Raw genomic sequence first — 24,814 nt, forward strand, 5'->3', positions numbered from 1 at the left:
GCCGGCGGACTCCCCTATAATGCGATGAATTGTACACGCACGCCTATGCAACCCGCGCCAATAGTCACCACGTCCGCTGAACTTCTACACGCGCTCGAGCAACTCCGCGACGCCGATTTCGTCGCGCTGGACACCGAGTTCATGCGTGAGAGCACGTATTTTCCCAAGCTGTGCCTGGTGCAGATGGCGGTGTGTACCGCCGATGGAACAACACAGTGCGTGCTGCTCGACCCGCTGGCGGTGCCCGACCTGCAACCGCTGTGGGATTTTCTGAATGACCGCGGCCGGATCAAAGTCCTGCACGCCGCGCGCCAGGATCTCGAAGTCTTGATGGTCGCCATGCGGGGCGCGCTGCAGGGGCCGATCTTCGACACTCAGATCGCCGCCGCCCTGCTCGGTCAGCCGGCGCAGATCGGTTATGGCGCGCTGGTGGCCGCACGTCTCGATCGCCAGCTGGAAAAAGGCCATACGCGCACCGACTGGTCGCGGCGACCGCTGAGTAAGGAACAGCTGCAGTACGCCGAGGACGACGTGCGCTATCTGGTGCCGCTGTATCAGAACCTGCGCGACGCTCTGGAAGAAACCGGACGCACCCAGTGGCTCTATGAGGAGACCCACGAACTGGAGCAGCCCTCACTCCATCGCACCGAGCCGGAAGCCGCCTGGAAGCGCTTGAAAGGCCTGGATCGGTTGCGTCCCGAGCAACGCGCCACCGCCAAGCTGCTCGCGCAGTGGCGTGAGGAAGCCGCGATCAAACACGACAAGCCACGTGGCTGGATTCTGGCCGATGACGCGTTACGCGAAATCGCGGAGCGCCTGCCAGGCAAGGCGGCTGATTTGGAAAGCATACGCACGCTGCCCGCAGGGGTTGCACGCCGACGCGGCGAAGAATTGCTGGCCCTGGTGACACGCGGTCGCGAACAGGCGCAGTCGGAGCCCGCCAGCTTCATCCCGCCGCGCCCCGAAGCTCAGCAGGTCGCGATGGTGACGAAGCTGATGAATCTCGCCCGCGCCACGGCGGAAGAACTGAAAATCAGTCCGGAAATACTCGCCACGCGTCGTGACGTGGAACAGCTGGTGTTCTCACGCCGTACGGACCGCCTCGCCAGTGGCTGGCGCAAGGATGTGATTGGCGATCGACTGATCGCAAAGTCGAAGGAAGCGCCTTAACGAGCGTCAGTGCGCGCCGGCGCAGTCGCGCCGAGCGCATAGGCCGGGCGCGCGTTGGCGCCCGGCAGCAAACGTTACTTCTTCTTGCGAGCCTTGGTCACGCGACGCGCAGCCTTGGCCGGAGCTTTGCCAGCTGCCTTCTTCGCAGGACGACGGGCAGCAGCCGCGCGCTTGGAAGACTTCTTCGCAACCTTGGCGGAGGTTTTGCGCTTCGCAGCCGGCGCCTTGCTCTTGGCGGCAGGCTTCTTGGCCGCTTTCTTCGCAGATTTCTTGGCCGCCTGCTTGGCAGGCTTGGCCTTAGCCTTGGCCTTGACCTTGGCAGAAGTCTTGCTCGCGCTCCTGGCCGCGGGCTTGGCGGACTTCGCCGCCGACGTCTTGCCTTTGCTCGCAGCACGCGTCTTCGTGACTTTCACCTTGGAGGCCGGCACGGGCTTGGCCAGTGCGGCGGCTTCCATGCGCTCGAAGACCTGTTCCAGCTCGCCCTCGCCCGCGACTTTGCGCAGCAGGCCCAGCTTGGAATAGTGCGCGACCAGCGGCTTGGTCTGCTGGTCATACACCGCCAGACGCTTGCCGATGACTTCTTCCTTGTCGTCGGGGCGTTGATACAGCTCGGTGCCATCCTTAGCGCAGGTGGTGGTGCCCGGCGGCAGCGAGTGGATGTTGTAAACGGTGCCGCACTTCTGGCAGATACGACGCCCGGCGAGGCGCTGCATCAACGTCTGGTTGCGCACATCCAGCAGCAGCACCGCATCCAGCGGCTGGCCGATTTCTTTCAGCAGCGCATTCAGCGCATTCGCCTGGTCGATGTTGCGGGGAAAGCCGTCGAGGATGAAACCGTTGGCGGCATCGGCACGGCTCAGGCGCTCGCGAATCAAGCCGAGCACGATCTCGTCGGAGACCAGCTGGCCGGCATCCATCACCGATTTGGCCTGTTTGCCGAGCTCGGTACCCCGGGCCACGGCATCGCGCAGCAGATCACCGGAGGAAACCTGCGGCACGCCATATTTGGCCATGAGGCGCTGCGCCTGTGTTCCTTTGCCAGAACCGGGTGCCCCCAGCAATACGATCCGCATCATTTTTGAATCCGACCTCCCGACAAGAGCCGGGGAGGGTACAGAAAGCGCCGTTCGAGCGCTATCCTTCGCGGCGCCGATCTCGGTTTCCGTTGCATAGGTCGAAGTCATGCCGAAAAAGACTGGGTCAAAGAAAACTGTCTCTAAAAAGACCGCCCGCCCCCGCAATGCCTTTTACGCCCAGTCCGGGGGTGTTACCGCTGTCATCAACGCGTCGGCGGCTGGCGTCATCGAAACGTGCCGCGCCTCCAGCCGCATCGGCAAGGTCTATGCAGGCCGCCACGGCATCGTCGGCGCCTTGACAGAAGATCTGATCGATACCAGCAAAGAGTCGGCCGCCGCCATCCGCGCACTGCGCCATACCCCATCCGGCGCGTTCGGCTCGGCACGCTACAAGCTGAAAAAATTCGAGGACAATCCGGCGCAGTACCAGCGCCTGATCGAAGTGTTCCAGGCCCACGACATCGGTTATTTCTTCTATAACGGCGGCGGCGACTCGGCCGACACCTGCCTGAAGGTCTCACAGCTGGCCGACAAGCTCGGTTATCCGATTCAGGCCATCCACGTGCCCAAGACCGTGGACAACGACCTGCCGATCACCGACTGCTGCCCCGGCTTCGGCTCGGTGGCGAAATATGTCGCGGTATCGATCCGCGAGGCGGGTTTCGACGTGGCCTCCATGGCCAAGACCTCCACCAAAGTGTTCGTCATGGAAGTGATGGGCCGCCATGCAGGCTGGATCGCGGCCGCCGGCGGGCTCGCCGCCGAGAAGGAAGGCGATGCACCCCACATCATCCTGTTCCCGGAAATCACATTCGACGAAGAGAAATTCTGCGCGCGCGTAAAGAAGTGCGTGGAGAAATTCGGCTATTGCGCCATCGTCGTGTCGGAAGGCGTCAAGAACGCGGATGGCAAGTTCCTGTCCGATGCCGGCCTGCGGGACGCGTTCGGGCATGCGCAGCTCGGGGGCGTCGCGCCGGTGATCGCGCAGCTGATCAAGTCCAAGCTGAATTACAAATATCACTGGGCTGTCGCCGATTATCTGCAGCGTGCCGCCCGCCACATCGCCTCGAAGGTCGACGTCGAACAGGCCTATGCGGTCGGCAAGGCGGCAGTGGAGCTCGCGCTCAAGGGTCACAATTCGGTGATGCCGACCATCGTGCGCACCTCGCAGAGCCCGTATCGCTGGAAGATCGGCATGGCCCCGCTCGACAAAGTCGCCAATCAGGAAAAAATGCTGCCGCGTGATTACATCACTGCCGATGGCTTTCACATCACCGCCAAGGGGCGACGTTATTTGAGCCCCTTGATCCGCGGCGAAGACTATCCGCCCTATCGCGATGGCCTGCCTCAATACGTCACGCTCAAGAACGCGCCGCTGAAGAAAAAGCTCGACACCCCCTTTGTGCTATAGTTTCGCGACTTTTTTCCGGCACTTAGCCTTTGTTACACAGGCGCGCCGACGCCGCGTCGGCGCGCTGACCCTCAAGCTCAACGTTTTACTTGGAACTGCCTTACTGACGATCTGCCTGCTTTAAAAATTTGCTCACAACGATGCACCCGCAAGGGGGAGGAAGTTGATGTCCACAGATGTCGCGCTTTGGCTCGCGATCGGCGCCGGTGTTCTGGCCGTGCTGTATGGCGTAATTTCGGTCGGTTGGATCAACAAGCAGCCCGCGGGCAATGAGCGAATGCAGGAGATCGCCGCGGCGATTCAGGCAGGCGCCAAGGCATATCTCAATCGTCAGTACTCCACCATCGCCATCGTTGGCGTCGTCTTATTAATTGTGCTCGGCCTGGCGCTGGACTGGGCCACCGCCGGCGGTTTCGCAGTCGGCGCCATCCTTTCGGGTCTGGCCGGCTATATCGGCATGAATGTTTCGGTGCGCGCCAACGTGCGTACCGCGCAGGCTGCCAGCGTCGGATTGAATCCCGCTCTGCAAGTCGCATTCCGTGGCGGCGCCATCACCGGCATGCTGGTGGTCGGCCTCGGCATGATCGGCGTCGCGGGTTACTTCACGTTCATGCGCGGCATCATCGGCGATGAGCGCGCACTGCATTCGCTGGTCGGCCTCGCCTTCGGCGGCTCGCTCATTTCCATCTTCGCGCGCCTTGGCGGCGGCATCTTCACCAAGGGCGCCGACGTCGGCGCGGACCTGGTGGGTAAGGTCGAAGCCGGCATTCCCGAAGACGATCCGCGCAACCCCGCCGTGATCGCTGACAATGTCGGTGACAACGTCGGCGACTGCGCCGGCATGGCGGCCGACTTGTTCGAAACGTATGCAGTGACCGTGGTCGCCACGATGGTGCTCGGTGGCCTGATGTTCCACGCCGCCGACGGCGGCATCGACATCCGCTACATCATTTACCCGCTGTTGCTCGGCGCTGTTTCCATCGTCGCCTCCATTATCGGTTCGTACTTCGTGAAGGCGCGCGAAGGCGGCAAGATCATGAACGCGCTGTATCGAGGCACCGCCGTGTCCGGCGTGCTGGCGCTGATCGCGTTCTACTTCGTGACCAAGATGGTCATGGGCCCCGAGCTCGCCGGCAGCTTGTTCGCCTGCGCGGTGATCGGCCTGGTACTCACCGCTGCGTTGATCGTGATCACCGAGTACTACACGGCGACCGAATTCGAGCCGGTGCGTTACGTCGCCGCCGCTTCACAAACGGGCCACGGCACGAACGTCATCGCGGGTCTCGCGGTGTCGATGAAGTCGACGGCGCTGCCGGTGCTCGCGGTGGTCGCGGCCATCTGGGGCTCTTATTACATTGCCGATCTGTACGGTATCGCGATCGCAGCCACCGCGATGTTGTCGATGACCGGCATGATCGTCGCGCTCGACGCCTACGGCCCGATCACAGACAACGGCGGCGGCATCGCCGAGATGTCGGGTCTGCCGAAGGACGTGCGCAAGATCACCGACGCGCTCGATGCAGTCGGTAACACCACCAAGGCCGTGACCAAGGGCTACGCGATCGGCTCCGCCGGTCTCGCCGCGCTGGTGCTGTTCGCCGACTACACCCACAACCTCGACGCCGTAGGCAAGTTGCAGGTGTTCTCGTTGTCCGATCCGGCCGTGATCATCGGCTTGTTCATCGGCGGTCTGGTGCCCTATCTGTTCGGCGCCATGGCGATGGAAGCCGTCGGCCGCGCCGCGGGCTCGGTGGTCGTGGAAGTGCGCCGCCAGTTCCAGGAGATCAAAGGCATCATGGAAGGCACGGCCAAGCCGGACTATTCCAAAGCCGTGGACATGCTGACGCGCGCCGCGATCAAAGAAATGATCGTGCCGTCGATCCTGCCCATCCTGGTGCCGGTGGTGGTCGCCTTCGGTATGAATTTCCTGATGGGCCCGGGCGCAGGCATTCGCGCGCTGGGCGGTCTGCTGATCGGCACGATCGTGACCGGCCTGTTCGTCGCCATCTCCATGTGCACGGGCGGTGGCGCGTGGGACAACGCCAAGAAGTACATCGAAGAAGGTAACTTCGGCGGCAAAGGCTCGGAGACGCACAAGGCGGCAGTCACCGGCGATACGGTGGGCGATCCGTACAAAGATACTGCCGGCCCGGCGATCAACCCGCTGATCAAGATCATCAACATCGTGGCACTGCTGCTGGTGCCGTTGCTGTAAAACAAGCGGCAATAGCGACAAAGGGCGCAGCATTGCTGCGCCCTTTTTGTTTCGCCTCGGGCAAACTTCGCCCATGGATGACACCAGCAAGCCCGCCGCCCGCCCTCTACCCGCGGTAGCCCGCTACTTGCTGCTGGTGTTCGCGGTGCTGTGCGTGGCACTCGGCGTGATCGGGATCTTCGTGCCTGGCCTGCCAACGACCGTATTCATTCTGATGGCGGGTTGGGCGGCGTCGCGCAGCTCGCCGCGATTTCACAACTGGCTGGAAAGCCATCGCATCTTCGGTCCCATGCTGCGTGATTGGAGAAAGCACGGCGCAGTCAGCCGGCGGGCGAAGCTCACGGCCACTGTGATGATGGCAGCCTGCGCAGTGATTTTGTTCCTTACCACCACCCGCATATGGGTGGCCGAAGTCATCACTGCGGTGATGGCATTGGTGCTGATGTGGCTGTGGCGCCGACCGGAGCCACCACGCAACGACGTGAATTAACCGTTGCCGATGCTCCGCGCCGGCACGACACGCGCGAGCGGTTGCGGGCGGCCGAGATAGAAGCCCTGCAGGAAATCGACGCCCATCTTCTTCGCCGCATCCAGCGCGCCGGCATCTTCGACCTGCTCGGCAATCACCTGGAAGTTCAGCGTGCGCGCCAGCTTTATCATCGCCGCGACCATGGCTTGATTCACCGAATCCACGGCCAGGTTGCGAATGAACGTGCCGTCGATCTTCAGATAATCCAGCGACAGATTCTTCAGATTGCCGAACGACGACAGCCCGCGGCCGAAATCGTCCAGCGCGAACTGACAGCCCATGCCATGCAACACGCCGATGAAGCGCTGTGCGTGCTCGATGTTGGTTATCACCGAGTTCTCGGTCACTTCGAAGCACAGCTGATTCGGCGACACGCCGGTACGGTCGAGCACATCGACCACGAACTCGAGGAACTGCGGATCGCCCAGCGTCTGACCGGAAAGATTGATCGCAAGACTGCGGCTCGACGGCAAGCGAATGCCGCCGCGGCCCAGCGCAGTCAGCGCCGTCTGCACCACCCAGCGATCGACATCCGACATCAAACGATAACGTTCCGCCGCGCGCAGGAACTCCGCCGGCGAGATGCCGCCCGGCACGCTGTCATCTTGCAGACGAAGCAGCACTTCGAGCGCCGGGCCCGTTTCGGTCGCCGCGGACGCGATGATGGGCTGAGCCATCAGTTCGAAACGATTGTCCTTGAGCGCCGACTGCAGACGCTGCAGCCACTGGATCTCGCCGCGATGACGCGCGACCGCTTCATCGCGCGCCGAGTAAACATGCACGTGATTGCCCTGTTTCTTCGCGACGTAACACGCCGAGTCGGCCGCGCTCATCACTTCATCGGGCGCGCCGCTCTCGCGTGAGATCTCGATCAAACCGACGCTGATGCCGATGTTGAAGATCTTGTCCTTCCACACGAAGCGGTAGTCGCTGATCTTCCGGACCACGTCATCGGCGATCTGTCGCGCCTTGTCCAGCGGACAGCCCACGAGCAGCAGGCCGAACTCGTCGCCGCCGAGACGACCGACGGTATCCGAATCGCGCACCGTCTCTTTGATGAGCGCCGCGACCTCGCGGAGCATGCCGTCGCCGGCCATGTGCCCGCAGGTGTCATTCACCGCTTTGAAGCGATCCAGGTCGAGGTAGCACAGCACATGCTTGGCTTCGTTGGTGTGCGCCGTCTGCAGCGCCTCTTCCAAACGACGCTCGAATTCGCGGCGATTCACCAGACCGGTGAGCGCGTCATGGCTCGCCTGATACGACATCTGTTTGGTGATGCCGCGCAACTCGCTCACGTCGCGAACCACGACGACCGTGCCGACCAGATCGCCCTTCTGGCCTTTCAACGGCGTGACGGTGAGCTCCACCGAGCGCTCTTCGCTGCCATTGCGCGAGATCATCAAGCCACGGCGGCCGGCGGTGACTTTGGACTGAGTCGCCAGACAATGCCGCACGGGATCGCCGAGCGAGCGGCGGTCGCCCTCGTCCAGCAATTGAATGATGTCGGTAATGCTCTTGCCGAGCGCATCGACGGCGCTGACGCCGATCAGCTGCTCGCCGGCCTGGTTGACGTAGTCGATGCGGCCGCTCACGTCAGTGGTAATGATGCCTTCGCCGAGCGAATCGAGCGTTTCCCAGGCCGTGGGCCGGCCACCGCGCGCCGGCGCCGATGCTGGCAGCGAGCGCGGTCCCATCTCGACCAGCGTCAACAACAACGCCGGGCCACCTTGATAGTCGATGCGCACCGCCGTCAGCTCGACGCGCGGCGTGCCGCCTTCGGTATCCGGATGCAGCTCGATCTCGAGTCGCTCGAGCCCTGGCTCGGCGGCGAGCGAGCGACGCAGATGCTCGGTCACCAGCTCGGTGTAATCGGGATGCAACAAGTCGGCGATTTTCTTGCCGGTGAGATGCTCGGCTGCGATTGAGCCGGTGAGCGCGGCAAACCGCTCGTTGGCGAACACGATGTGATCCCGATGCACGGCGACCGCTTCCTGCAGGCCCGCCAGCAGCCCGACCAGCGAGCGCTCGCGCTCGCTAATCATCAGATCCTTCATCGCCATCTGCTCGAGCAGACGATTGGCATTGTCGGCGAACTCGGACGCCGGGCCGCCCATGCGCACGCGCTCGGCGAAATTTCCGGAGCGAACGATGCCCTCCAGCTGTCCGGCGGCACGTGTCAGGGCCGAGCTGCGGCGCTCCCGCCAGAGGATGAAACCCAGCAGCAGCAATACCGCGACGGCGAGAGAAATGGTCAAAGTCCCCAACAGGGCACTCACATTGAACGCTCTTTGCTTCGATCCCCTAGGTTGCCGCGGCAGACCCCGGCACCCGGTAAGTTGGAGTGGCGTCGCGAAGATACGCGCGCAAGCACCTAATTAGCCGGGTAAGGAGCATAGCGAACGGCTGAACATCTGCCGGGGGGATTGACCATATTGTATGCGGCGAGCCACTAAATATTGGCCTGAATGTGCCCCTGAAGAAGGGATCAGGGTTCCCTGCAGGCCCGCCGCGCAGCTGTCCGGGCTTTAACTTGTCTGGCGGAATCAAAGCCCGTACCCTTGCGCACCGCCGAATCCCGCCTGATTTGTCTACGAATATTGCCTATGAATATCGAGTTGGCCCGCCAGCAGATGATCGAACAGCAGGTGCACGCCTGGGACGTGTTCGACGAGCGGGTGTTGAGCACCATGCGCACTGTCCGGCGCGAGCAGTTCGCCCCGACGCCGTTCAGCCAGGTCGCCTTTGCCGACGCGTCGATTCCGCTGCCTGGCGGCCAGTCGATGCTGCCGGCCAAGATTCACGGCCGCATCCTGCAGGCGCTGTTGCCCAATCCGGCCGACGTGGCGCTGGAAATCGGCACCGGCAGCGGCTATCTGAGCGCCTGCCTGGGGCAGCTGGCGGCCCGCGTTCGCACCGTGGAAATCCTGCCCGAGCTGGCCGAGTTTGCCCGCCGCAACCTGTTCGACGCCGCGATCAACAACGTCTCGGTGGAAGTGGCCGATGGCATGCAGCTCACGGAACAGTCCACCTACGACGTGATTGCCGTGACCGGCTCGCTGCCCTTGTATGACGAGCGCTTCCAGCAGGCGCTGCGCATCGGCGGTCGCTTGTTCGTGGTGGTTGGCCAGGCACCGGTGATGGAAGCCTGGAAGGTCACGCGCGTCGGTGAGCGCGAGTGGCTGCGTGAAGGCCTGTTCGAAACTGTCATCGCGCCGCTGATGAACGCGCCGCGCCCGTCGGAATTCGTGTTCTGATCGTCTACCTCGACTCAATCCCATGAGCACTCCGCAACCGATCGCCGAGATCACCCCCACCGAATTCGTCGCCCGCCGCCAGCGCGGTGACGTGCTCACGCTGCTCGATGTGCGCGAAGCCTGGGAGCTCGGCGTCGCCAGCGTGCCGGCCGATCAGCAGGCCGTGCACATTCCGATGGGTGAAGTCGCCGAGCGCATCGGCGAGCTCGACCAGAGCAAGGAAGTGGCCGTCCTGTGCCGTTCAGGACGTCGCAGCCTGGAAGTGGCCAAGTATCTGCAACAGAACGGCTTCCGCACGGTCAACGTAGCGGGCGGCATCCTCGCGTGGTCGCGCGAGCTGGATGCAACCATTCCGACTTATTGAGCGTCTCAAGCGGCGATACGGATCCGGCGCGCCGGATCTGTGGCATGAATAGTTAAGCTCGCCGGACGCGAGCGCGCAGACATTAATTGATTCGCCAGCATGTCATGATCCGGCGAACGCAACTGGGACTGGAACGAAACAAAGATGAAAGTACCCGCTCCGCTCATCGTCGCCGCTTGCAGTCTGATACTGGCCTCGGCCGCGGCCGACGCCGCCGACCTGGTCACCGTTTATCAACGCGCCTTGCAGAACGACCCGCAGATCCGCGAAGCCGATGCTCTTCGACTCGCCAGTCGCGAGTCCAAGCCGCAGGCACTGTCCGCGCTGTTGCCCCAAATCAACGCAAACGGCTCGTACAACAAGATCGATCAGGACAACGGCCGCACCCAGTTTACTCGTGCCGATCCGGCCAACCCGGACAGTCCGCTGGTGCCGATCAATGTCACCAGCAGCTCCGATCTGAAAGCCAGACAATATGACGTGAGCTTGCGGCAGACCCTGTTCCGTTGGGATCAATGGATGACGCTGAAACGCGCCGACGCGGAAGTGGCGCAGGCCGAGGCGGATTATCAATTCGCCCAGCAGGACCTGATTCAGCGCACCTCGGTGCGCTATTTCAACGTGCTGGCCGCGCAGGACACGGTCGATGCCGCCACGGCGGCGCTGGAAGCGTTCTCCCGTCAGCTCGAGCAGGCAAACAAGCGCTTCGAGGTCGGCTTGATCGCCATCACCGACGTTCAGGAAGCGCGCGCCGCGCACGACCAGGCGGCCGCTGCCGTGATTGCAGCCAAGCGCTCGCTCGCGACTGCTCGTGAGTTGCTGCGTGAACTGACCGGTGAATCGTTCGATACGTTGGCGACCCCGGTGGACGACATGCCTTTGGTGTCGCCCGACCCTGAGAACGAAGAACAGTGGGTGAGCCGCGCACTGGAACAGAATCTCGCGGTCATCTCGGCACGGTTGGCGACCGATATCGCCAAACAGGATGTGCGCGTGGCGCGCTCCGGCCATCTACCCACCGTCGACATCGTCGCGAACCATGGCGATCAGAACTTCGACGGCACTCAGATCGCTCGTAACGGAGGCAGCTCGTCGCGCGCGCCCGCGGATCAAACACAGAAGGCGGATTCGATCGGCATTCAGGTCACTGTGCCAATCTATTCGGGCGGCTTCGTCTCGTCGCGCGTTCGCCAGACGGTCTATCTGCATCGTGCTGCCCGCGAGCGTCTGGAACGCGCCAATCGCGAAACCGAACGCGCCACTCGCGACGCCTATCTCGGCGTGCTCAGCGAGATCTCACGCGTCCGCGCGCTTCGCCAGGCGCTGGAATCCAGCCGCACGGCTCTGCAGGCCACCGAGGCGGGCTTCGAGGTAGGAACTCGCACCACCGTGGACGTGCTCGATGCGCGCCGTCGGCTGTTCGAGGCGCAGACCAACTACGCACGCAGCCGCTACGACTACATCGTGAACGTATTCCAGCTGCAGTTCGCGACCGGCACGCTGGATCGGGCCGATCTGGAAGAGATCAACGCCTCTCTCAGAGAGCGCACCCTTACCCGCTGATTCCAATACTGGAACTCGGCGGGCGTCGGAGCGTTGCCGTCTTATTGCAGGGACCTGGCGCCGAAGGATTCGGCCTTCGACGGAGGCTCCCATGAGCGTCGCCCCCCATCATCGGCCCGGCCATGAAGCGCCGGGCACTTTCGGCCCCGAGCCGCAGCCACTGTCACTGCTCATCAACGGCGAAGTGCGTACCGCGCTCGCCGATCCCGCCACCACGCTGGTGGAGTTCCTGCGCGAGGCTCTTGGCCTCACCGGCACCAAGATCGGTTGCGATCGTGGCGCGTGCTCGGCGTGCACCGTGTGGATCGACGGCGAAGTTGCCGCCAGTTGCATGACGCTCGCGCTCGACGTGCGCGAGCGGACCATCACCACCATCGAAGGCTTGAGCAGCGAAGGTAAGTTGCATCCGGTGCAGCGTGCATTCATCGAACACGACGCCCTGCAATGCGGCTTCTGCACGCCCGGCATGGTGATGAGCTGCGCGCAGCTCGTAGACCACAATCCCAATTGCACGCTGGAAGATGTGAAGACCGCGATCTCCGGTCATCTCTGCCGCTGCGGAACCTATCCAAACATCTTCAAGGCCACGCTGGCCGCAGCAGCCGCGACGCGTACAGGCAAAGCGAAATGAGCCGTGCCGATGACTCGCTCGAACAGCGCACGCTGTCCGCCGGTATCGTCGGCGATGCCCTAAAACAGGTCACTCGCAACGTCCCTCGCGGCGAGCCCCCCGCCTGGCCCACGAATGCACAGTTGCAAGTCGTTGGCAAAGATGTGCCGCGCATGGATGCGTTGGACAAGGTCACAGGCCGCGCCCGCTACACCTTCGACGTTCAGCTCCCGGGCATGTTGTACGCGCGAACCCTCAACAGCACGGTGCCGCACGCACGCATCAAATCGATCGATACATCGCGGGCAGAAAAGTATCCAGGCGTACGCGCCGTGCATGTGCTCGAACGACTGCTCATGGCCGCTGAGCTGCGCGACCCGGGCGACGAAGCGAAGGAGCCCTACCCCATTATCCGCTTCACCGGGCAGCCGATCGCGGCGGTCGCTGCGACATCGGCGCGAGCTGCTGAAGCCGCGCTCGAATTGATTCGCGTCGACTACGAGCCGATCGATCATGTCACGGAGCTCGAGGCCGCGATGCATGCGGACTCGCCCCCCGTCTTTCCCGGCCCCACGGAGCAGCGTGCAACGGCTGGCGGCGGTGGCGCAGCGAAAGGGCTGCCACAGAAAGGCAACTTGCGCGGCCCGAGCCAAGGCGGCTCACGAGGCGAGATAGCGCGCGGCTTCAAAGAAGCCGATGTCATCGTCGAAGGCGAGTACCGCACGCAGGTCCAGACCCATACGCCGCTCGAACCTCATGGCGTGGTCGCGGACTGGCGTGACGATGAACTGACGATCTACGCGTCGACACAGCACGTACTGAGCGTGCGTGACGAGGCTGCGGAGACGTTCAAACTACCGAAAGAAAAGATCCGCGCGATCAGCGATTACACGGGCGGCGGCTTCGGTGCGAAATACGGCATTGGCAACTACGGCACGCTCGCGATTCACTTATCGCGCAAGGCTCGCGCACCGGTTCGTTTGGTGTTGGATCGGCGCGAAGAGCATGTATCCGTCGGCAATCGCCCGAGCAGCCTGCAACGCCTGAAGATCGGCGCAAAGCGCGACGGCTCACTCACAGCGATCGAGCTGCACAGCTTCGGCACTGGCGGCGTCGCCGCCGGCGCAGGCGTCGGCATGTGTCATCACAGCATGTATCCGTGCGCGAATGTGAGCATCGAGCACTACGATGTGTTCACCAACGCCGGACCCTGCGCCGCCTTCCGCGGACCGGGCCAGACGCAAGGAATATTCGCGCTCGAACAGGCGATTGACTCGGTCGCCACCACGCTAGGCATCGACCCCATCGCCATGCGAGACAAGATCGATACGCGCGATGCCGACGATGTCCGCGCCCGCGCGGCGGAGCGCCGCATTGGTGCGGAAAAAATCGGCTGGTCACGTCGACGTGCTCCCGGCAGCGATACAGGACCGATCAAGCGCGGCATTGGCATGGCGCAGTCCATGTGGCCTTACATCGTGAACAGCTACACCACTTGTGAGATCCGCATTGCTGGCGACGGCACTGTCGAAGCCTTCTGCGGCACGCAGGATATCGGCACGGGCACGCGGACCGTGTTTGCTCAAGTCGTCGCTGAAGAATTGGGATTGCGCGCCGAAGATGTGCGCGTTCATGTCGGCGACTCGCGCTTCCCTCCCGGCCCGCCGTCCGGCGGCAGTCGAGTCACGAGCTCGTTGACGCCCGCTGCACGAAACGCGGCGCATGCAGCGGCTCGCGATATTGCGGGTCGAGTCGCACCGCTGCTGAATGCGAAGGCGGACGATCTCATCTTTCGCAACGGTCGCATCGAACATCGCGACGATTCGAAAACCTCGCTCGGCTTCGCTGAGGCTCTGCGGCGCGCCGGCGTCGAAACGCTCGTGCATCGAGGCGATCGCCGCGACGACTACGAAGGTTATGCGCGCAAGGCCGGCGAGCTGCATATCAGTCCGCACGCGATTGGCGGCGTGCAGTTCGCCGAAGTCAGCGTCGATACGCAGACCGGCGCCGTGAAAGTCGAGCGCATGGTTGCCGTGCACGATTGCGGGCGGCCCATCAATCCCAAGCTGGTCGAAAGCCAGATTCTCGGCGGCGTAGTTCAGGGCGTGAGTTACGCGCTGTATGAAGATCGTCGACTCGACGGCCCCACTGGCGTGCAACTCAACGCCAACATCGATCAATACAAAATCGTCGGCTCACGCGAGACGCCGCAGATCGATGTGCATTTGATCGAGCTGCTCGGCGGACAGTCTTCGACGGACGCTCGCGGCGTTGCCGAGCCCGCCAATGTGGCGACTGCCGCGGCGATCGCAAACGCATTCTTCAATGCCACGGGCAAGCGCATCTACACCTTGCCGATGACACCCGCGAACGTCCTCGCGGCATTGCGCGCGGAGTGATCATGCGAAGCTTTGAGTGGGTGGATGCAAAATCAGTCGACGAAGCGGCCTCGCTGCTTGGAATGACGACGGCGAACGCGCCAGTAATTGCGAAAGCTGGCGGCATGGATTTGCTCGACCTGATGAAGGAAGGCATCGTCCAACCGACGCGCGTCGTGAACCTCAAATCGATTCCTTCCCTGGGCGATGTGCAGCTGGACATGTCGGGAATGCAGCTCGGAGCGCTCGTGACTCTGGCTCAGATCGAGCGCCACAACGGCATTCGATCGCACTATCGCGCTCTGGCCGAAGCGGCGTTTCACGCAGCAACGCCGCAGGTGAGGAATGCAGCGACCATCGGCGGCAACTTACTGCAGCGACCGCGCTGCTGGTATTTCCGAAACGAGCATTTCCACCGTGTTGCCGAGGCGGACCATAGCGAGCACCAATATCACGCGATCTTCGAGAATCACAACACAGTGATGGTTCATGCTTCGACGCTCGCGACACCCCTACTTGCGTATGACGCAAGCGTTCATCTCACGCTTGGCAAGGGCTCGTCGCGCACGGTGGCCCTGAAGGATTTCTTATTGCCGCCGTCGATGCAGCAGGAGCGTGACACAAGCATCGCCGATGGCGAGATTCTGACGCAGGTCAGCGTCCCGCCCATCCAGCCGGGAACGCGTTGCGCTTATCACAAGCAGACCGAACGCGACAGTTACGACTGGCCCATCTGCGACGTGGCTGTGGTGTTGCAAATGAATGGAGAAGCTGTGGCGAGCGCGAAGATCGTTCTAGGCTGGGTCGCGCCGGTCCCGCGTCGAGCGCTGGAGAGCGAAGAAATATTGGTGGGCCGCCGTATCGATGAACAATCCGCCAGCGAAGCCGCTGCCGCCGCTATCCGTAGCGCGACTCCGCTGGCGAAGAATGCCTACAAAGTGCCGGTCCTCGAAACCGTGATCAAACGGACCATCCTCGCCGCGAGTTAATGGTCGTTATCCACGGTGGCCGAGTATCCGTGCAGGCAGGAACAGCACGGCTTTGATGAAGGCAAACAGCGCCTCAACCACAACCGCCAGCGCCCGGAACGGCAACGACAGCAGCCACAGGAACGGCAGCAGAAAGATGGCAAGCACCGCCAGCGGCCAGGCAAGAACGAACAGCACACACCAAGCGAATACAGCCAGCACGAAAGACATTGCCGTTACCTCCAACGCCGCCAATCCGGCGCTCACGGTGGTTGAGACGTGATGGCGCGGTGAAAGGTTGCACGGATGGCCTGAAGAGTCGGAGGCGGGTCCGTGGTCTGCGTTGGCGTTGCTGTTTCGGAGGCTTCGGTGGTCTGCCTCGACGGGAGCGACCTACCTCCGCCCGGCACCGGGCACGGCCGGAGCGCTAGCGCTCCTACACCGCACGTCCATGATGAGCCCTGCTGTTTCGGCCCCGTCCATGTGCCGAAAAGCTGCCGGGCGGAGGTAGGTCACTCCCGTCGACGCCGAAACGTCACAGGGGCCTTGCGCGTGACTCCGACCCGCAACTGAGGTTGACCCGGTTTAGTGCCTGTGGACCAGTTCGCAGACGTCGATTGCAACCTGCTCCGGCATGGGATCGGTGTTGCCGAGCACGACGATAGTCCAGCTACCGTCCAGCGTCGCATAGGTGGCTGAGCTGACGCCGCTGTTGGCGCCGCCCCCGCTGTGGCCAAGTGTTGGCACCCCCGCACAATTCTCGAGGCGCAAGCCGAGACCGTAGCGCATCGGGCGGGGAGCACCGGAGAACTCGACCGAGTTGTCCACCATCATTTTGACCGTTTCGGGTTTCAGCAGACGTCCGGACGCGAGAGCGCGGTGGAATGCGAAGAGATCGTCGACCGTGGAATATGCCCCTCCCGACGCATTTCCAGCATAGCCAAGGTTCTGCTCATTCGAGAATTTCGGCCCAAAGCCAAGCGGATCATCGGCCGGGCGAAAGTAACCTGTCGCTCGATTATTGATGATCGCCGTGACCGGCCAGAAGCCGCTGCCGTTCATGCCGGCGGGACGGAAGACGAACTTCTCGACGAGCTGTTCGTAAGTGAGGCCGCTGGCCTTTTCCACGGCATCCCCAAGCAGGACGTATCCGGCGTTGCTGTAAGCAAAGCCCTGGTCCGGCTCACTCGGCTCTGCCGTCATTGTTGCTACGGTCTCGGATGAGGTTAGCGGCGTCCTTAACTGCCGCACGTCCCATCCGCCGAGCCCCGCACGATGTTGGAGCAACTGCCTTAGCGTAATCTTTGCAGCCGCTTGCGGGTGCGGATAGGAAGTCACCCATTTGGAGAGGAGATCGTCGAGCGAAAGTTTGCCCTCCTCGACCAGCTTCATGACGACCACTGCCGTCCACATCTTGGGGATCGAGGCAATGTGGAACTTCGTGTCTGCACGATTGGCGATCTGCCAGGATTCATTGGCGAATCCGCGGGCTTCGCGAACCAAGACATCATCACGGCGTGCGATCAGGATTGCCCCACTAAAGCTGCCCTCCGCGGCCAACGCATCGAGCCGTCGGCGAACCAGCCGTACAATGTCCTTGTCCGTAACTGCGGTGGTCGGGAATTGGTCGGCAGCGGCTCGAGCCGGATCGCGCTCCGGGAGCACAAAGATGTCCGCGATCTTCCCCGGCTCCTTGCTGCTCGTGAAGAGAACGAACTTGGCGTACCGATTGCCTCGATTCGATGCAGCGAGCACCTCAATCATACGTTCGCCCTGCGGGCGCCAATCGAGCGCCTTGAAGCCGCCGGAGAGCGACTTCAGCCTGTCGAACTGCCTGGCGCGCTCCGCAGCCGGCTCACGATTCAATGAGACTTGAGTGAATGAGGATTCAATGAAGTGCCTGCTCGAGCCTGCCGAGTTCATGTCGGCGAGGAAACGCTCGGCCATGACACGAGCAGGGGTCGGTTGAACCGCGGTTGCCGGTTGTTCGACTGTCGCACTTCCCGGTGCGGGCGCTGCTAGCGCAAGCAACGCCAGCGTAAGCAACAAGCGCATGAATTGCTCCAACTGATCGACGTGGTGAGTTGCCTTATCATTGCAATGTCCATGTGCGTCAATTGGCCGAAATTACGACAGACTCACCGGGCGAAATTGCAGCTTGCCGGGTTGCCGGAGGCGTCGTGGTCCGCGTCGTCGGGAGTGTCTTAGCTCCTTCCGGCACCGGGCACGGCCGGAGCGCACTGCGCTCCTCACCGCACGTCCATGCTGAGCCCTGCTGTTGGGGCCCCATCCATGTGCCCCAAAGCTGCCGGAAGAAGCTAAGACACTCCCGACGCCGCCGAAACGTCACAGCGGCGTCGCGCGTGACTCTGCTCCCACCCCCGACCCGCAACTAAAGATTTGAGTTCGCGCGCTGTCGCAACGGCCGTTGCGACAGCGCTAGAGCGCGGCCGCTCCGGTGAACTCACAGCGATTCGTTCGGGGCGGTGGCTATCGGGCCACCAACGCCTCCTTCTGCGTCAGCTCCCCCGCGTAACCGGCATCTCCACCTCACCAGCCTTGCCACCCATATGCCGAGCCAACTCCAACTTCGCGATGGCATTCCGATGAACCTCATCCGGCCCATCCGCCAATCGCAGCGTCCGTTGGCTCGCCCACAACTTTGCGAGCGGAAAGTCGTTCGACACGCCGCCCGCGCCGTGCGCCTGGATCGCCCAGTCCAACACCTGCAAGGTCATATTCGGCACGACCACCTTGATTAGCGCGATCTCCTGTTTCGCGACCTTGTTGCCCACCGTGTCCATCATGTACGCCGCTCGCAGCACCAGCAGGCGAGCCTGATCGATCATGCAACGAGCGTCGGCAATGCGCTCGTGCCACACCGACTGCGCCGCCACCGGCTTTCCAAACGCCACGCGCGAGCTCAATCGCTTGCACATCAATTCCAGCGCTCGCTCCGCCACGCCGATCGATCGCATGCAGTGATGAATACGTCCCGGCCCGAGACGGCCTTGCGCAATCTCGAATCCTCGTCCCTCGCCGAGCAGAATGTTTGATGCCGGCACGCGCACGTCCTGGAGATCGACTTCCGCGTGACCGTGAGGCGCGTCGTCGTAGCCGAACACGGGCAGACAACGCAGCACCTTCACGCCCTTAGCGTCGGACGGCACGAGGATCATCGACTGCTGCTGATGTTTGCCCGCCTCGGGATTGGTCTTGCCCATGACGATATAGAGCTTGCAGCGGGGATCGTTCGCGCCGCTCGACCACCATTTGCGTCCATTGATCACATATTCATCGCCCTCGCGACGAATGCTGCACTCGATATTGGTCGCATCCGACGACGCCACCGCCGGCTCGGTCATGAGGAACGCCGAGCGGATCTCGCCCGCCAGCAACGGCTCCAGCCACTGAACCTTGTGCGCCTCGGTGCCGTAGCGTTCGATGGTTTCCATATTTCCCGTGTCCGGCGCGGCGCAATTGAACACCTCCGGCGCCCAGGGCACGCGGCCCATGATTTCGCACAGCGGTGCGTATTCGAGATTCGACAGCCCTTCCGGCGCGCGCGGCGAATGCGGGAGGAACAGATTCCACAGGCCGGCAGCCCGCGCCTCGCTCTTCAGTTCCTCGATGATCCGGGTCGGAATGAAGGCATCGCCGTTGCGGCGGTTCTGCGCCACCTCGTTTTCGTAGACCTTCTCGTTCGGATAGATGTGCTCGTCGAAGAACTTCAGCAGGCGCGCCTGCAGTTCGCGCACGCGTGGGCTGTATTCGAAATCCATGCTCACTCCCCTTACTGAGGTTCAACCGGAGATGCTCCAGCCACTAACTTGCCGTCATGCCGGGCCACGGCGCCAATGCATTGTGTGAATGCGGCCAAATCAGCGGTATGCATGGAGTGTCCCATGCCGGAGAATGCTCCGGACGAGGGAGGCCCCATGCAGCTGTCCAGGATCGATCTCAACCTGTTTACAGTCTTTGACGCGATCTACCGCGAGGGTGGCATTACGCCGGCCAGCCGGCGTCTGCACTTGTCCCAACCGGCGGTCAGCCATGCGCTGGGGCGGCTGCGCGAGCTGCTCAACGATCCGCTGTTCGAGCGCCGGGGGCACGAGATGATTCCGACCCCGCTGGCCCGCTCGCTGGCCGACAGTATCGCCAGCTCGCTCGGCAATCTGGAGCAAATGCTCCAGCGCGTTGGACAGTTCGAGCCTGGCACCGCGCAGCGCTGCTTCACCATTGCCGCGCGCGAATCTCACGAGCTGACATTCCTGCCCGCGTTGATGAAGCGCATTGGCAACGAAGCGTCGCACATCGGTATTGCCTCGGTGCGCATCGACCGGCGCGATCTGGAGGAAGATCTGCAAAGTGGCGAGATCGATGTGGCGATCGATGTGGCTTTGCCGCTATCGAATGAGGTGCGGCGCGAACGGATCGGTGCCGAGCCGCTGGTCGTGCTCGCTCGACCCGATCATCCGGCCGTGCAGGGACAGCTGGACATCGAGACTTACACGTCCCTGTCGCACATTCTCATCACGGGACGGCGCCGCGGCGGTGGCTATGAAGATAGCGCGCTGGCGCGCTTGGGATTGTCCCGGCACATCAAGATGCGCTGCCAGCATCATGCGGCCGCGAGCCAGGTCGTCGGCAGCTCGGACCTGCTGGCTACGATGACTCGCAGCCAGGCGTCGATCGTGAACCGGGCAACCGGCAATCAGCAGCTGCCCTTTCCCATCGAGGTGCCGCCGTTGGAGTCCTTTCTGTACTGGCACTCCAACGTCGACGAAGACCCGGCCTCGCAATGGTTCCGGGCGCAGGTGCTGGCCTGCCTCGCTGATAGATCAGGCTAGATCTTTGTACGTCTCCACCACGCGCGACACGATGCCGTACTCGATGGCTTCGTTGGCGCTCAGCCAGAAGTCGCGTTCCATGTCGACCACGACCTTCTCGTACGGACGGCCGGTCTGCTTCGCAATGGTGCGCGCGATGCGCTCACGCGTGCGCAGAATTTCTTTGGCCTGAATCGCGATATCCGTCGCCTGGCCGCCGGCGCCGCCGCCGGGCTGATGAATCATGAAGCGCGTGTTCGGCAGACACACCCGGTTCTGCTTTTCCGCCGCCAGGAAGATGTGCGTGCCGGCGCTGGCCACCCAGCCGGTGCCGATGGTGATGACCGGCGCGTTGATGAAACGAATCATGTCGTGGATGGCGTCGCCGGACTCGACGTGGCCGCCGGGCGAAGAAATCAGCACGCGGATCGGTGCATCCGATTGCTGCGACAACGCGATCAGCCTTTCGCACACGCTGCGCGCGGCCACGTGATTGATCTCGCCGAACACCAGCACGAAACGGGACTTGAACGACAGCTGCTCCGCCAATGTCTCCGGACGTTCGGCCTTCTCGGGCTGCTTCTCTTCTCGCTCGGCGTTGAAAATGGAGGCGGACATGGAACAAACTCCTTGGAGCATTAAGTCTTGTGCAGTGAGCGGATTCTACCACTCGCCCGTGTTGGCCATGGACTTCCAGGGCTCGCGCGGCTCCAGCGAGCCGCCCCGCTGCAGCAACTCGACCGAGATATTGTCAGGCGAGCGTACGAACGCCATGTGCCCGTCGCGCGGCGGGCGGTTGATGGTGACGCCATGATCCATCAGGCGCTGGCAGGCCGCGTAGATGTCGTCGACTTCATACGCCAGATGACCGAATGCGCGCCCGATCCCGTACTGTTCCGGGTCCCAGTTGTAGGTCAGCTCGACTTGAGCGTGTTCATTGCCCGGCGCAGCCAGAAAGACCAGAGTGAAGCGGCCCTTCTCGTTGTCCATGCGGCGCAGCTCGCGCAATCCCAGCGCCTCGCAATAAAAACGCAAGGAAGCCGTCAGATCCGTGACGCGCACCATAGTGTGCAAATACCTCATGGACGATACCCTCGACAACAGAACACCAATACACATGATAAACGGAGCCGCGGGGCGGCAAGGAACTGACGGCAAAGCGATTGCGTTGATTTCCCCAAGACTACTGGCAAAAAACAGGACATATGGGTGGGGATGCACCAAGGGTTAGAGCAGTTCCACAGCGCCTCGTGCCGCGGCTATGCCTTCGGGCGATGGCGCTCGCACTGCTGTGGGCCGTGCTTCGGAGCGCCCCTGCCCTTGCGCAAACACCCGAGCCCGGCGCGCAGCCGCAGCCGCAAGATGAACCCGTTCAGCCCGCACCCAGAGCTGCGGACGACGCTCCGGAGCAGCCAGGCGACAAGCCCGAGGTCGTCAATCCGGAGGACGTGAATCAGGGCCCGTTGCGCGACCCGGTCGAGTCCGATCCGCGCCCTGCGCCAGGCGAGCCTAAAACCGACGCGTCCGCCGGCCCGCCCCAGGACGAGGACGAAGAGAGCCCGATGGAGATCTGCGCGCAGCCGGCGGCAGGAGAGATCGGCGTCCTGCAGCGCGTGCGTCGGACACTCACCGTCACGGCGTGCGCATCGTCGGCGTGGCTCGACGGCTTGTTCGGCAATCAGATCCACCGTGACGAATATCACTCGACCTACGGCACCGTGACCACCGGCGCACTGTGGAGCAAGTACGACGGCTTCGACCCACGGTTGCGTTTCAGGGCGCACCTGCAATTGCCGCAATGGGACGAACGCATCTCCGCATTCGCCGGCCGCGTCGGCGAGGAAAATTACATCGCCGACACCGAAAACGACTTCGACGCGTTGCCGACGCGTCAGTTCGGCACGCTCGAAGACGAAAGCGTGCTGGTCGGCCTGGGCTATTCCAGCCCCACCCGCACCGGCAATGACTTCGATGCAGGCGTCGGCGTGCGCATCGACCTGCCGCTCGATCCCTACGCACGCGCGCGCTATGAAATCGTGCGCTCCTTCGCCGATCGATATGTTTTCAGTGTGCGCGAGACCGTGTTCTGGCAGAACACCGAAGGCTTCGGCACCACCACGCGCCTCAATCTGGATCGCGTGTTCTCGGATCGGTACCTGCTGCGCTGGAGCACCCTCGGCAAGTTCACCGAGGAAACCATCGGTATCGAGTGGTTTTCGCAGCTCACTTTGTTTCAAAGCATCGGCCAGCGCACCGGGCTGGCGTGGCAGGCGCAGGTCGAAGGCCAGACCGATAACGAAGTCCAGATGACGCGCACGGCGGCGCGCTTGATCATGCGCCGTCAGCTCACCCCCGAGTGGCTCATTCTGGAGTTTGCGGGGCGGCGTTTTTTCCTTGGCCGCGCCGCAGACTTGGTCGAAGAAACGTTGAGCCCAGTTCCCGAAAATCGGCATCGCCATTGAGATGCAGTTCGGCCAGAAACGCGAGCGGCTGCGCCCGGACTGAGCCCCTCGCGCCGGGTTGATACAGCAATAGCCCTACAAGGTGAGGCACTCGCGCGCGTGCCTGACAGTGCGACCCGCCCTCCAGCCCTCAGGTGCCACCTGAATCTGCAAACCCTGCGTTCAGACGTGCCGCACTGCGCCGATGCGAGCCACTGAACGCCACCGTTCGGTGGCAGACAGTCGGTCGAGGAGTCCAAGATGAGTATGTCCAACCTCAGCGTCAAAGCGCGTCTGACCATGACGCTGAGCCTACTGGCGCTGGCCATGCTGTGCGTGGGTCTGCTGGGTATGAACGCCCTGAAGCAGTCCAACGCCCGGATGGATGAAATGTACGATAACCAGTTCCAGTCAGCGGCCCTGGTCAACCAGATCGCCGCGCTGCGCCGGGACAACGTTCGCGCCATGGACGTCGCGATCATGATGGGCGACGCGCAGGCGCTGGCGGAGTACCACGACACCCAGAGCCGGAACAGCCAGAAGATCGACCAGATATGGTCGAAGTACATGTCCTTGCCCCAGGACAAGGAAGAAGCCGCCCTGGCGGCTGAAATGCAGCGGAAGACCGACGAGTATCGCGTGGCTCGCGACACGGTAGTCGCGAAGATCGAGTCCGGCGCGCTCGATGAAGCCCGCCGCTTGCGCGTGAAGGAGATGCGCCCCGCAATCATGGGCATGATCGAGATCGCCGACAAGCTGACCGATCTGCAGGACCGCCGGGCCGCCAAAGCCAATGAGCACAATGGCGCCGCCTACCACCAAGCCCTGACGATTTCCTGGGTGTCGATGCTGATCTCCGGCGCGATCGCCGCCGTGCTCGGCATGATGCTGATCCGCTCGATGATGACTTCGTTGCATACGGCCGTGAACACCGCGGAGCTGATTGCCAAGGGCAAGCTCGGCAATCGGATCGAAATCACCACCAGGGACGAGTTCGGCCGCCTGTTGAGCGCCATGCAGGACATGGACAACAACTTGAGCGACATCGTCGGCGCCGTGCGCCTCGGCGCCGATTCGGTCGGCTCGGCCGCGCGTCAGATCTCCAGCGGCAACGACGATCTCAGCCAACGCACCCAGGAACAGGCGTCGGCGCTCGAACAAACGGCCTCTTCCATGGAAGAGATGACTGCGACCGTGAAGCAGAACGCCGATAACGCCCGCCAGGCGAGCCAGCTCGCGACCGGCGCGCGCGATCAAGCCGATCGCGGTGGTGCCATCGTGGGCCGCGCCGTCGGCGCGATGGGTGAGATCAGCGACTCCAGCAAACGCATTGCCGACATCATCGATGTGATCGAGGAGATCGCCTTCCAGACCAACCTGCTGGCATTGAACGCGGCCGTGGAAGCGGCGCGTGCCGGCGAACAGGGTCGTGGCTTCGCGGTCGTCGCGAGCGAAGTGCGTAACCTCGCGCAGCGAAGCGCGACGGCGGCCAAAGAGATCAAAGATCTCATCAACGACTCGGTCGCCAAGGTCCAGGCCGGCACCGCGCTGGTGGATGAATCGGGCAAGTCGCTCCATGAGATCGTGGCGAGCGTCAAGCGCGTCGCCGACATCGTTGCCGAGATTTCCGCGGCCAGCGAAGAGCAGGCCAGTGGTATCGATCAGGTGAACACCGCGATCACGCAGATGGATACGACCACTCAGCAGAACGCGGCGCTGGTCGAAGAGGCCGCGGCGGCGAGCAAGACGATGGAGCAGCAGGCGGAGTTGCTGGTGGAGAAGGTGTCGTTCTTCTCGACCACCGGCGGTCATCAGGCCGCCGCGCCGGCCTCGTATAGTTCGAATGTTTCTTCCGCTCCGCGCGCCAGCGTGCACCCGATACCGGCTCGTAAGGTATCGAAGCCAGTCGGCCGCCCCGCTACGCGCCCGGCGCCGATGGCGAAGGCGAGCGGTGACGATGCCAGCTGGCAGGAGTTCTAAGAAATAACGGACGCCGCGGAGTCAAA

Annotated in this window: 20 protein-coding genes; 13 read left to right on the forward strand and 7 right to left on the reverse strand. The window is 62.9% G+C overall.

The genetic code is table 11. The features are described 5' to 3' along the window. Positions 1 to 45 precede the first annotated feature (45 nt). Positions 46 to 1,170, forward strand: coding sequence for a ribonuclease D (rnd, locus tag D0550_RS17180; protein WP_161965880.1), 1,125 nt, complete (start codon positions 46 to 48; stop codon positions 1,168 to 1,170). A gap of 74 nt (positions 1,171 to 1,244) precedes the next feature. Here rnd and D0550_RS35225 read toward each other — a convergent pair whose 3' ends face one another. Next, a complete protein-coding gene (locus D0550_RS35225; protein ID WP_241520829.1) occupies positions 1,245 to 2,246 on the reverse strand; it encodes an adenylate kinase in 1,002 nt (333 codons plus the stop codon). Positions 2,247 to 2,352: 106 nt separating this feature from the next. Between D0550_RS35225 and D0550_RS17190 the strand changes: the two genes are divergently transcribed. From D0550_RS17190 to D0550_RS17200, 3 genes are all read left to right on the forward strand, one after another. Further along, positions 2,353 to 3,657 carry a 6-phosphofructokinase gene (locus D0550_RS17190; RefSeq protein WP_116810419.1) on the forward strand — a complete coding sequence of 435 codons (1,305 nt, stop codon included), beginning with the start codon at positions 2,353 to 2,355 and terminating at the stop codon, positions 3,655 to 3,657. 166 nt (positions 3,658 to 3,823) lie between these two features. Beyond that, positions 3,824 to 5,872: a sodium-translocating pyrophosphatase gene (locus D0550_RS17195; RefSeq protein ID WP_116810420.1), complete on the forward strand. Its 2,049-nt coding sequence runs from the start codon at positions 3,824 to 3,826 to the stop codon at positions 5,870 to 5,872. 73 nt (positions 5,873 to 5,945) lie between these two features. Next, on the forward strand, positions 5,946 to 6,362 hold the full coding sequence (locus tag D0550_RS17200; RefSeq protein WP_116810421.1) for a YbaN family protein: 417 nt from the start codon (positions 5,946 to 5,948) through the stop codon (positions 6,360 to 6,362). Here the strand turns inward: D0550_RS17200 and D0550_RS17205 are convergent. Further along, on the reverse strand, positions 6,359 to 8,677 hold the full coding sequence (locus tag D0550_RS17205; protein WP_116810422.1) for a bifunctional diguanylate cyclase/phosphodiesterase: 2,319 nt from the start codon (positions 8,675 to 8,677) through the stop codon (positions 6,359 to 6,361). The genes D0550_RS17200 and D0550_RS17205 overlap by 4 nt on opposite strands. A gap of 327 nt (positions 8,678 to 9,004) precedes the next feature. On the opposite strand from D0550_RS17205, the gene D0550_RS17210 reads away from it, so the two are divergent. From D0550_RS17210 to D0550_RS17235, 6 genes are all read left to right on the forward strand, one after another. Then, the gene (locus tag D0550_RS17210; RefSeq protein ID WP_116810423.1) at positions 9,005 to 9,655 is read left to right on the forward strand and encodes a protein-L-isoaspartate O-methyltransferase family protein; all 651 of its coding nucleotides are present in this window, start codon (positions 9,005 to 9,007) and stop codon (positions 9,653 to 9,655) included. Positions 9,656 to 9,677: 22 nt separating this feature from the next. Further along, positions 9,678 to 10,019, forward strand: coding sequence for a rhodanese-like domain-containing protein (locus tag D0550_RS17215; RefSeq protein ID WP_116810424.1), 342 nt, complete (start codon positions 9,678 to 9,680; stop codon positions 10,017 to 10,019). A gap of 144 nt (positions 10,020 to 10,163) precedes the next feature. Next, positions 10,164 to 11,582: a TolC family outer membrane protein gene (locus D0550_RS17220; RefSeq protein ID WP_116810425.1), complete on the forward strand. Its 1,419-nt coding sequence runs from the start codon at positions 10,164 to 10,166 to the stop codon at positions 11,580 to 11,582. 91 nt (positions 11,583 to 11,673) lie between these two features. Further along, positions 11,674 to 12,213, forward strand: a complete 540-nt coding sequence (locus tag D0550_RS17225; protein WP_116810426.1) for a (2Fe-2S)-binding protein — start codon at positions 11,674 to 11,676, stop codon at positions 12,211 to 12,213. Beyond that, on the forward strand, positions 12,210 to 14,591 hold the full coding sequence (locus tag D0550_RS17230; protein ID WP_116810427.1) for a xanthine dehydrogenase family protein molybdopterin-binding subunit: 2,382 nt from the start codon (positions 12,210 to 12,212) through the stop codon (positions 14,589 to 14,591). The genes D0550_RS17225 and D0550_RS17230 overlap by 4 nt, the downstream gene beginning before the upstream one ends. Before the next feature lie 2 nt (positions 14,592 to 14,593). Then, a complete protein-coding gene (locus tag D0550_RS17235) occupies positions 14,594 to 15,559 on the forward strand; it encodes an FAD binding domain-containing protein (RefSeq protein ID WP_116810428.1) in 966 nt (321 codons plus the stop codon). A 6-nt stretch (positions 15,560 to 15,565) separates the two neighbouring features. On the opposite strand, the gene D0550_RS17240 is transcribed toward D0550_RS17235, so the two are convergent. From D0550_RS17240 to D0550_RS17250, 3 genes are all read right to left on the reverse strand, one after another. Next, complete coding sequence (locus tag D0550_RS17240) at positions 15,566 to 15,769, reverse strand: hypothetical protein (RefSeq protein WP_116810429.1); 204 nt, start codon at positions 15,767 to 15,769, stop codon at positions 15,566 to 15,568. Positions 15,770 to 16,123: 354 nt separating this feature from the next. Continuing rightward, entirely contained in the window at positions 16,124 to 17,485 is a 1,362-nt protein-coding gene (locus D0550_RS17245; RefSeq protein WP_161965881.1) for a serine hydrolase domain-containing protein, read from the reverse strand. Between the two features lie 572 nt (positions 17,486 to 18,057). Further along, entirely contained in the window at positions 18,058 to 19,320 is a 1,263-nt protein-coding gene (locus D0550_RS17250; protein WP_116810431.1) for an acyl-CoA dehydrogenase family protein, read from the reverse strand. Between the two features lie 156 nt (positions 19,321 to 19,476). Here D0550_RS17250 and D0550_RS17255 point away from each other — a divergent pair, with 156 nt between their 5' ends. Continuing rightward, on the forward strand, positions 19,477 to 20,388 hold the full coding sequence (locus D0550_RS17255; protein WP_116810432.1) for a LysR family transcriptional regulator: 912 nt from the start codon (positions 19,477 to 19,479) through the stop codon (positions 20,386 to 20,388). Here D0550_RS17255 and D0550_RS17260 read toward each other — a convergent pair. Further along, positions 20,380 to 20,985, reverse strand: coding sequence for an ATP-dependent Clp protease proteolytic subunit (locus D0550_RS17260; protein ID WP_116810433.1), 606 nt, complete (start codon positions 20,983 to 20,985; stop codon positions 20,380 to 20,382). The two genes, D0550_RS17255 and D0550_RS17260, sit on opposite strands and share 9 nt — an antisense overlap. A 45-nt stretch (positions 20,986 to 21,030) precedes the next feature. Continuing rightward, complete coding sequence (locus D0550_RS17265) at positions 21,031 to 21,450, reverse strand: VOC family protein (RefSeq protein ID WP_116810434.1); 420 nt, start codon at positions 21,448 to 21,450, stop codon at positions 21,031 to 21,033. A gap of 191 nt (positions 21,451 to 21,641) precedes the next feature. Here D0550_RS17265 and D0550_RS17270 point away from each other — a divergent pair, with 191 nt between their 5' ends. Both D0550_RS17270 and D0550_RS17275 read left to right on the forward strand, forming a co-directional pair. Continuing rightward, the gene (locus tag D0550_RS17270) at positions 21,642 to 22,829 is read left to right on the forward strand and encodes a hypothetical protein (RefSeq protein ID WP_116810435.1); all 1,188 of its coding nucleotides are present in this window, start codon (positions 21,642 to 21,644) and stop codon (positions 22,827 to 22,829) included. A gap of 240 nt (positions 22,830 to 23,069) precedes the next feature. Beyond that, the gene (locus tag D0550_RS17275; protein ID WP_116810436.1) at positions 23,070 to 24,788 is read left to right on the forward strand and encodes a methyl-accepting chemotaxis protein; all 1,719 of its coding nucleotides are present in this window, start codon (positions 23,070 to 23,072) and stop codon (positions 24,786 to 24,788) included. Positions 24,789 to 24,814: the final 26 nt, after the last annotated feature.

This window comes from Steroidobacter cummioxidans (assembly GCF_003104955.1).

What these genes read in the sequence shown, in the direction of transcription:
- D0550_RS17270 (WP_116810435.1), top strand. Translation starts at nt 21,642, where the DNA reads ATGGCGCTCGCACTGCTGTGGGCCGTGCTTCGGAGCGCCCCTGCCCTT.
- D0550_RS17260 (WP_116810433.1), bottom strand. Translation starts at nt 20,985, where the DNA reads ATGTCCGCCTCCATTTTCAACGCCGAGCGAGAAGAGAAGCAGCCCGAG.
- D0550_RS17255 (WP_116810432.1), top strand. Translation starts at nt 19,477, where the DNA reads ATGCAGCTGTCCAGGATCGATCTCAACCTGTTTACAGTCTTTGACGCG.
- D0550_RS17240 (WP_116810429.1), bottom strand. Translation starts at nt 15,769, where the DNA reads ATGTCTTTCGTGCTGGCTGTATTCGCTTGGTGTGTGCTGTTCGTTCTT.
- D0550_RS17245 (WP_161965881.1), bottom strand. Translation starts at nt 17,485, where the DNA reads ATGGCCGAGCGTTTCCTCGCCGACATGAACTCGGCAGGCTCGAGCAGG.
- D0550_RS17275 (WP_116810436.1), top strand. Translation starts at nt 23,070, where the DNA reads ATGAGTATGTCCAACCTCAGCGTCAAAGCGCGTCTGACCATGACGCTG.
- D0550_RS17250 (WP_116810431.1), bottom strand. Translation starts at nt 19,320, where the DNA reads ATGGATTTCGAATACAGCCCACGCGTGCGCGAACTGCAGGCGCGCCTG.
- D0550_RS17235 (WP_116810428.1), top strand. Translation starts at nt 14,594, where the DNA reads ATGCGAAGCTTTGAGTGGGTGGATGCAAAATCAGTCGACGAAGCGGCC.
- D0550_RS17190 (WP_116810419.1), top strand. Translation starts at nt 2,353, where the DNA reads ATGCCGAAAAAGACTGGGTCAAAGAAAACTGTCTCTAAAAAGACCGCC.
- D0550_RS17195 (WP_116810420.1), top strand. Translation starts at nt 3,824, where the DNA reads ATGTCCACAGATGTCGCGCTTTGGCTCGCGATCGGCGCCGGTGTTCTG.
- D0550_RS17230 (WP_116810427.1), top strand. Translation starts at nt 12,210, where the DNA reads ATGAGCCGTGCCGATGACTCGCTCGAACAGCGCACGCTGTCCGCCGGT.
- rnd (WP_161965880.1), top strand. Translation starts at nt 46, where the DNA reads ATGCAACCCGCGCCAATAGTCACCACGTCCGCTGAACTTCTACACGCG.
- D0550_RS17210 (WP_116810423.1), top strand. Translation starts at nt 9,005, where the DNA reads ATGAATATCGAGTTGGCCCGCCAGCAGATGATCGAACAGCAGGTGCAC.
- D0550_RS17225 (WP_116810426.1), top strand. Translation starts at nt 11,674, where the DNA reads ATGAGCGTCGCCCCCCATCATCGGCCCGGCCATGAAGCGCCGGGCACT.
- D0550_RS17220 (WP_116810425.1), top strand. Translation starts at nt 10,164, where the DNA reads ATGAAAGTACCCGCTCCGCTCATCGTCGCCGCTTGCAGTCTGATACTG.
- D0550_RS17200 (WP_116810421.1), top strand. Translation starts at nt 5,946, where the DNA reads ATGGATGACACCAGCAAGCCCGCCGCCCGCCCTCTACCCGCGGTAGCC.
- D0550_RS35225 (WP_241520829.1), bottom strand. Translation starts at nt 2,246, where the DNA reads ATGATGCGGATCGTATTGCTGGGGGCACCCGGTTCTGGCAAAGGAACA.
- D0550_RS17215 (WP_116810424.1), top strand. Translation starts at nt 9,678, where the DNA reads ATGAGCACTCCGCAACCGATCGCCGAGATCACCCCCACCGAATTCGTC.
- D0550_RS17265 (WP_116810434.1), bottom strand. Translation starts at nt 21,450, where the DNA reads ATGAGGTATTTGCACACTATGGTGCGCGTCACGGATCTGACGGCTTCC.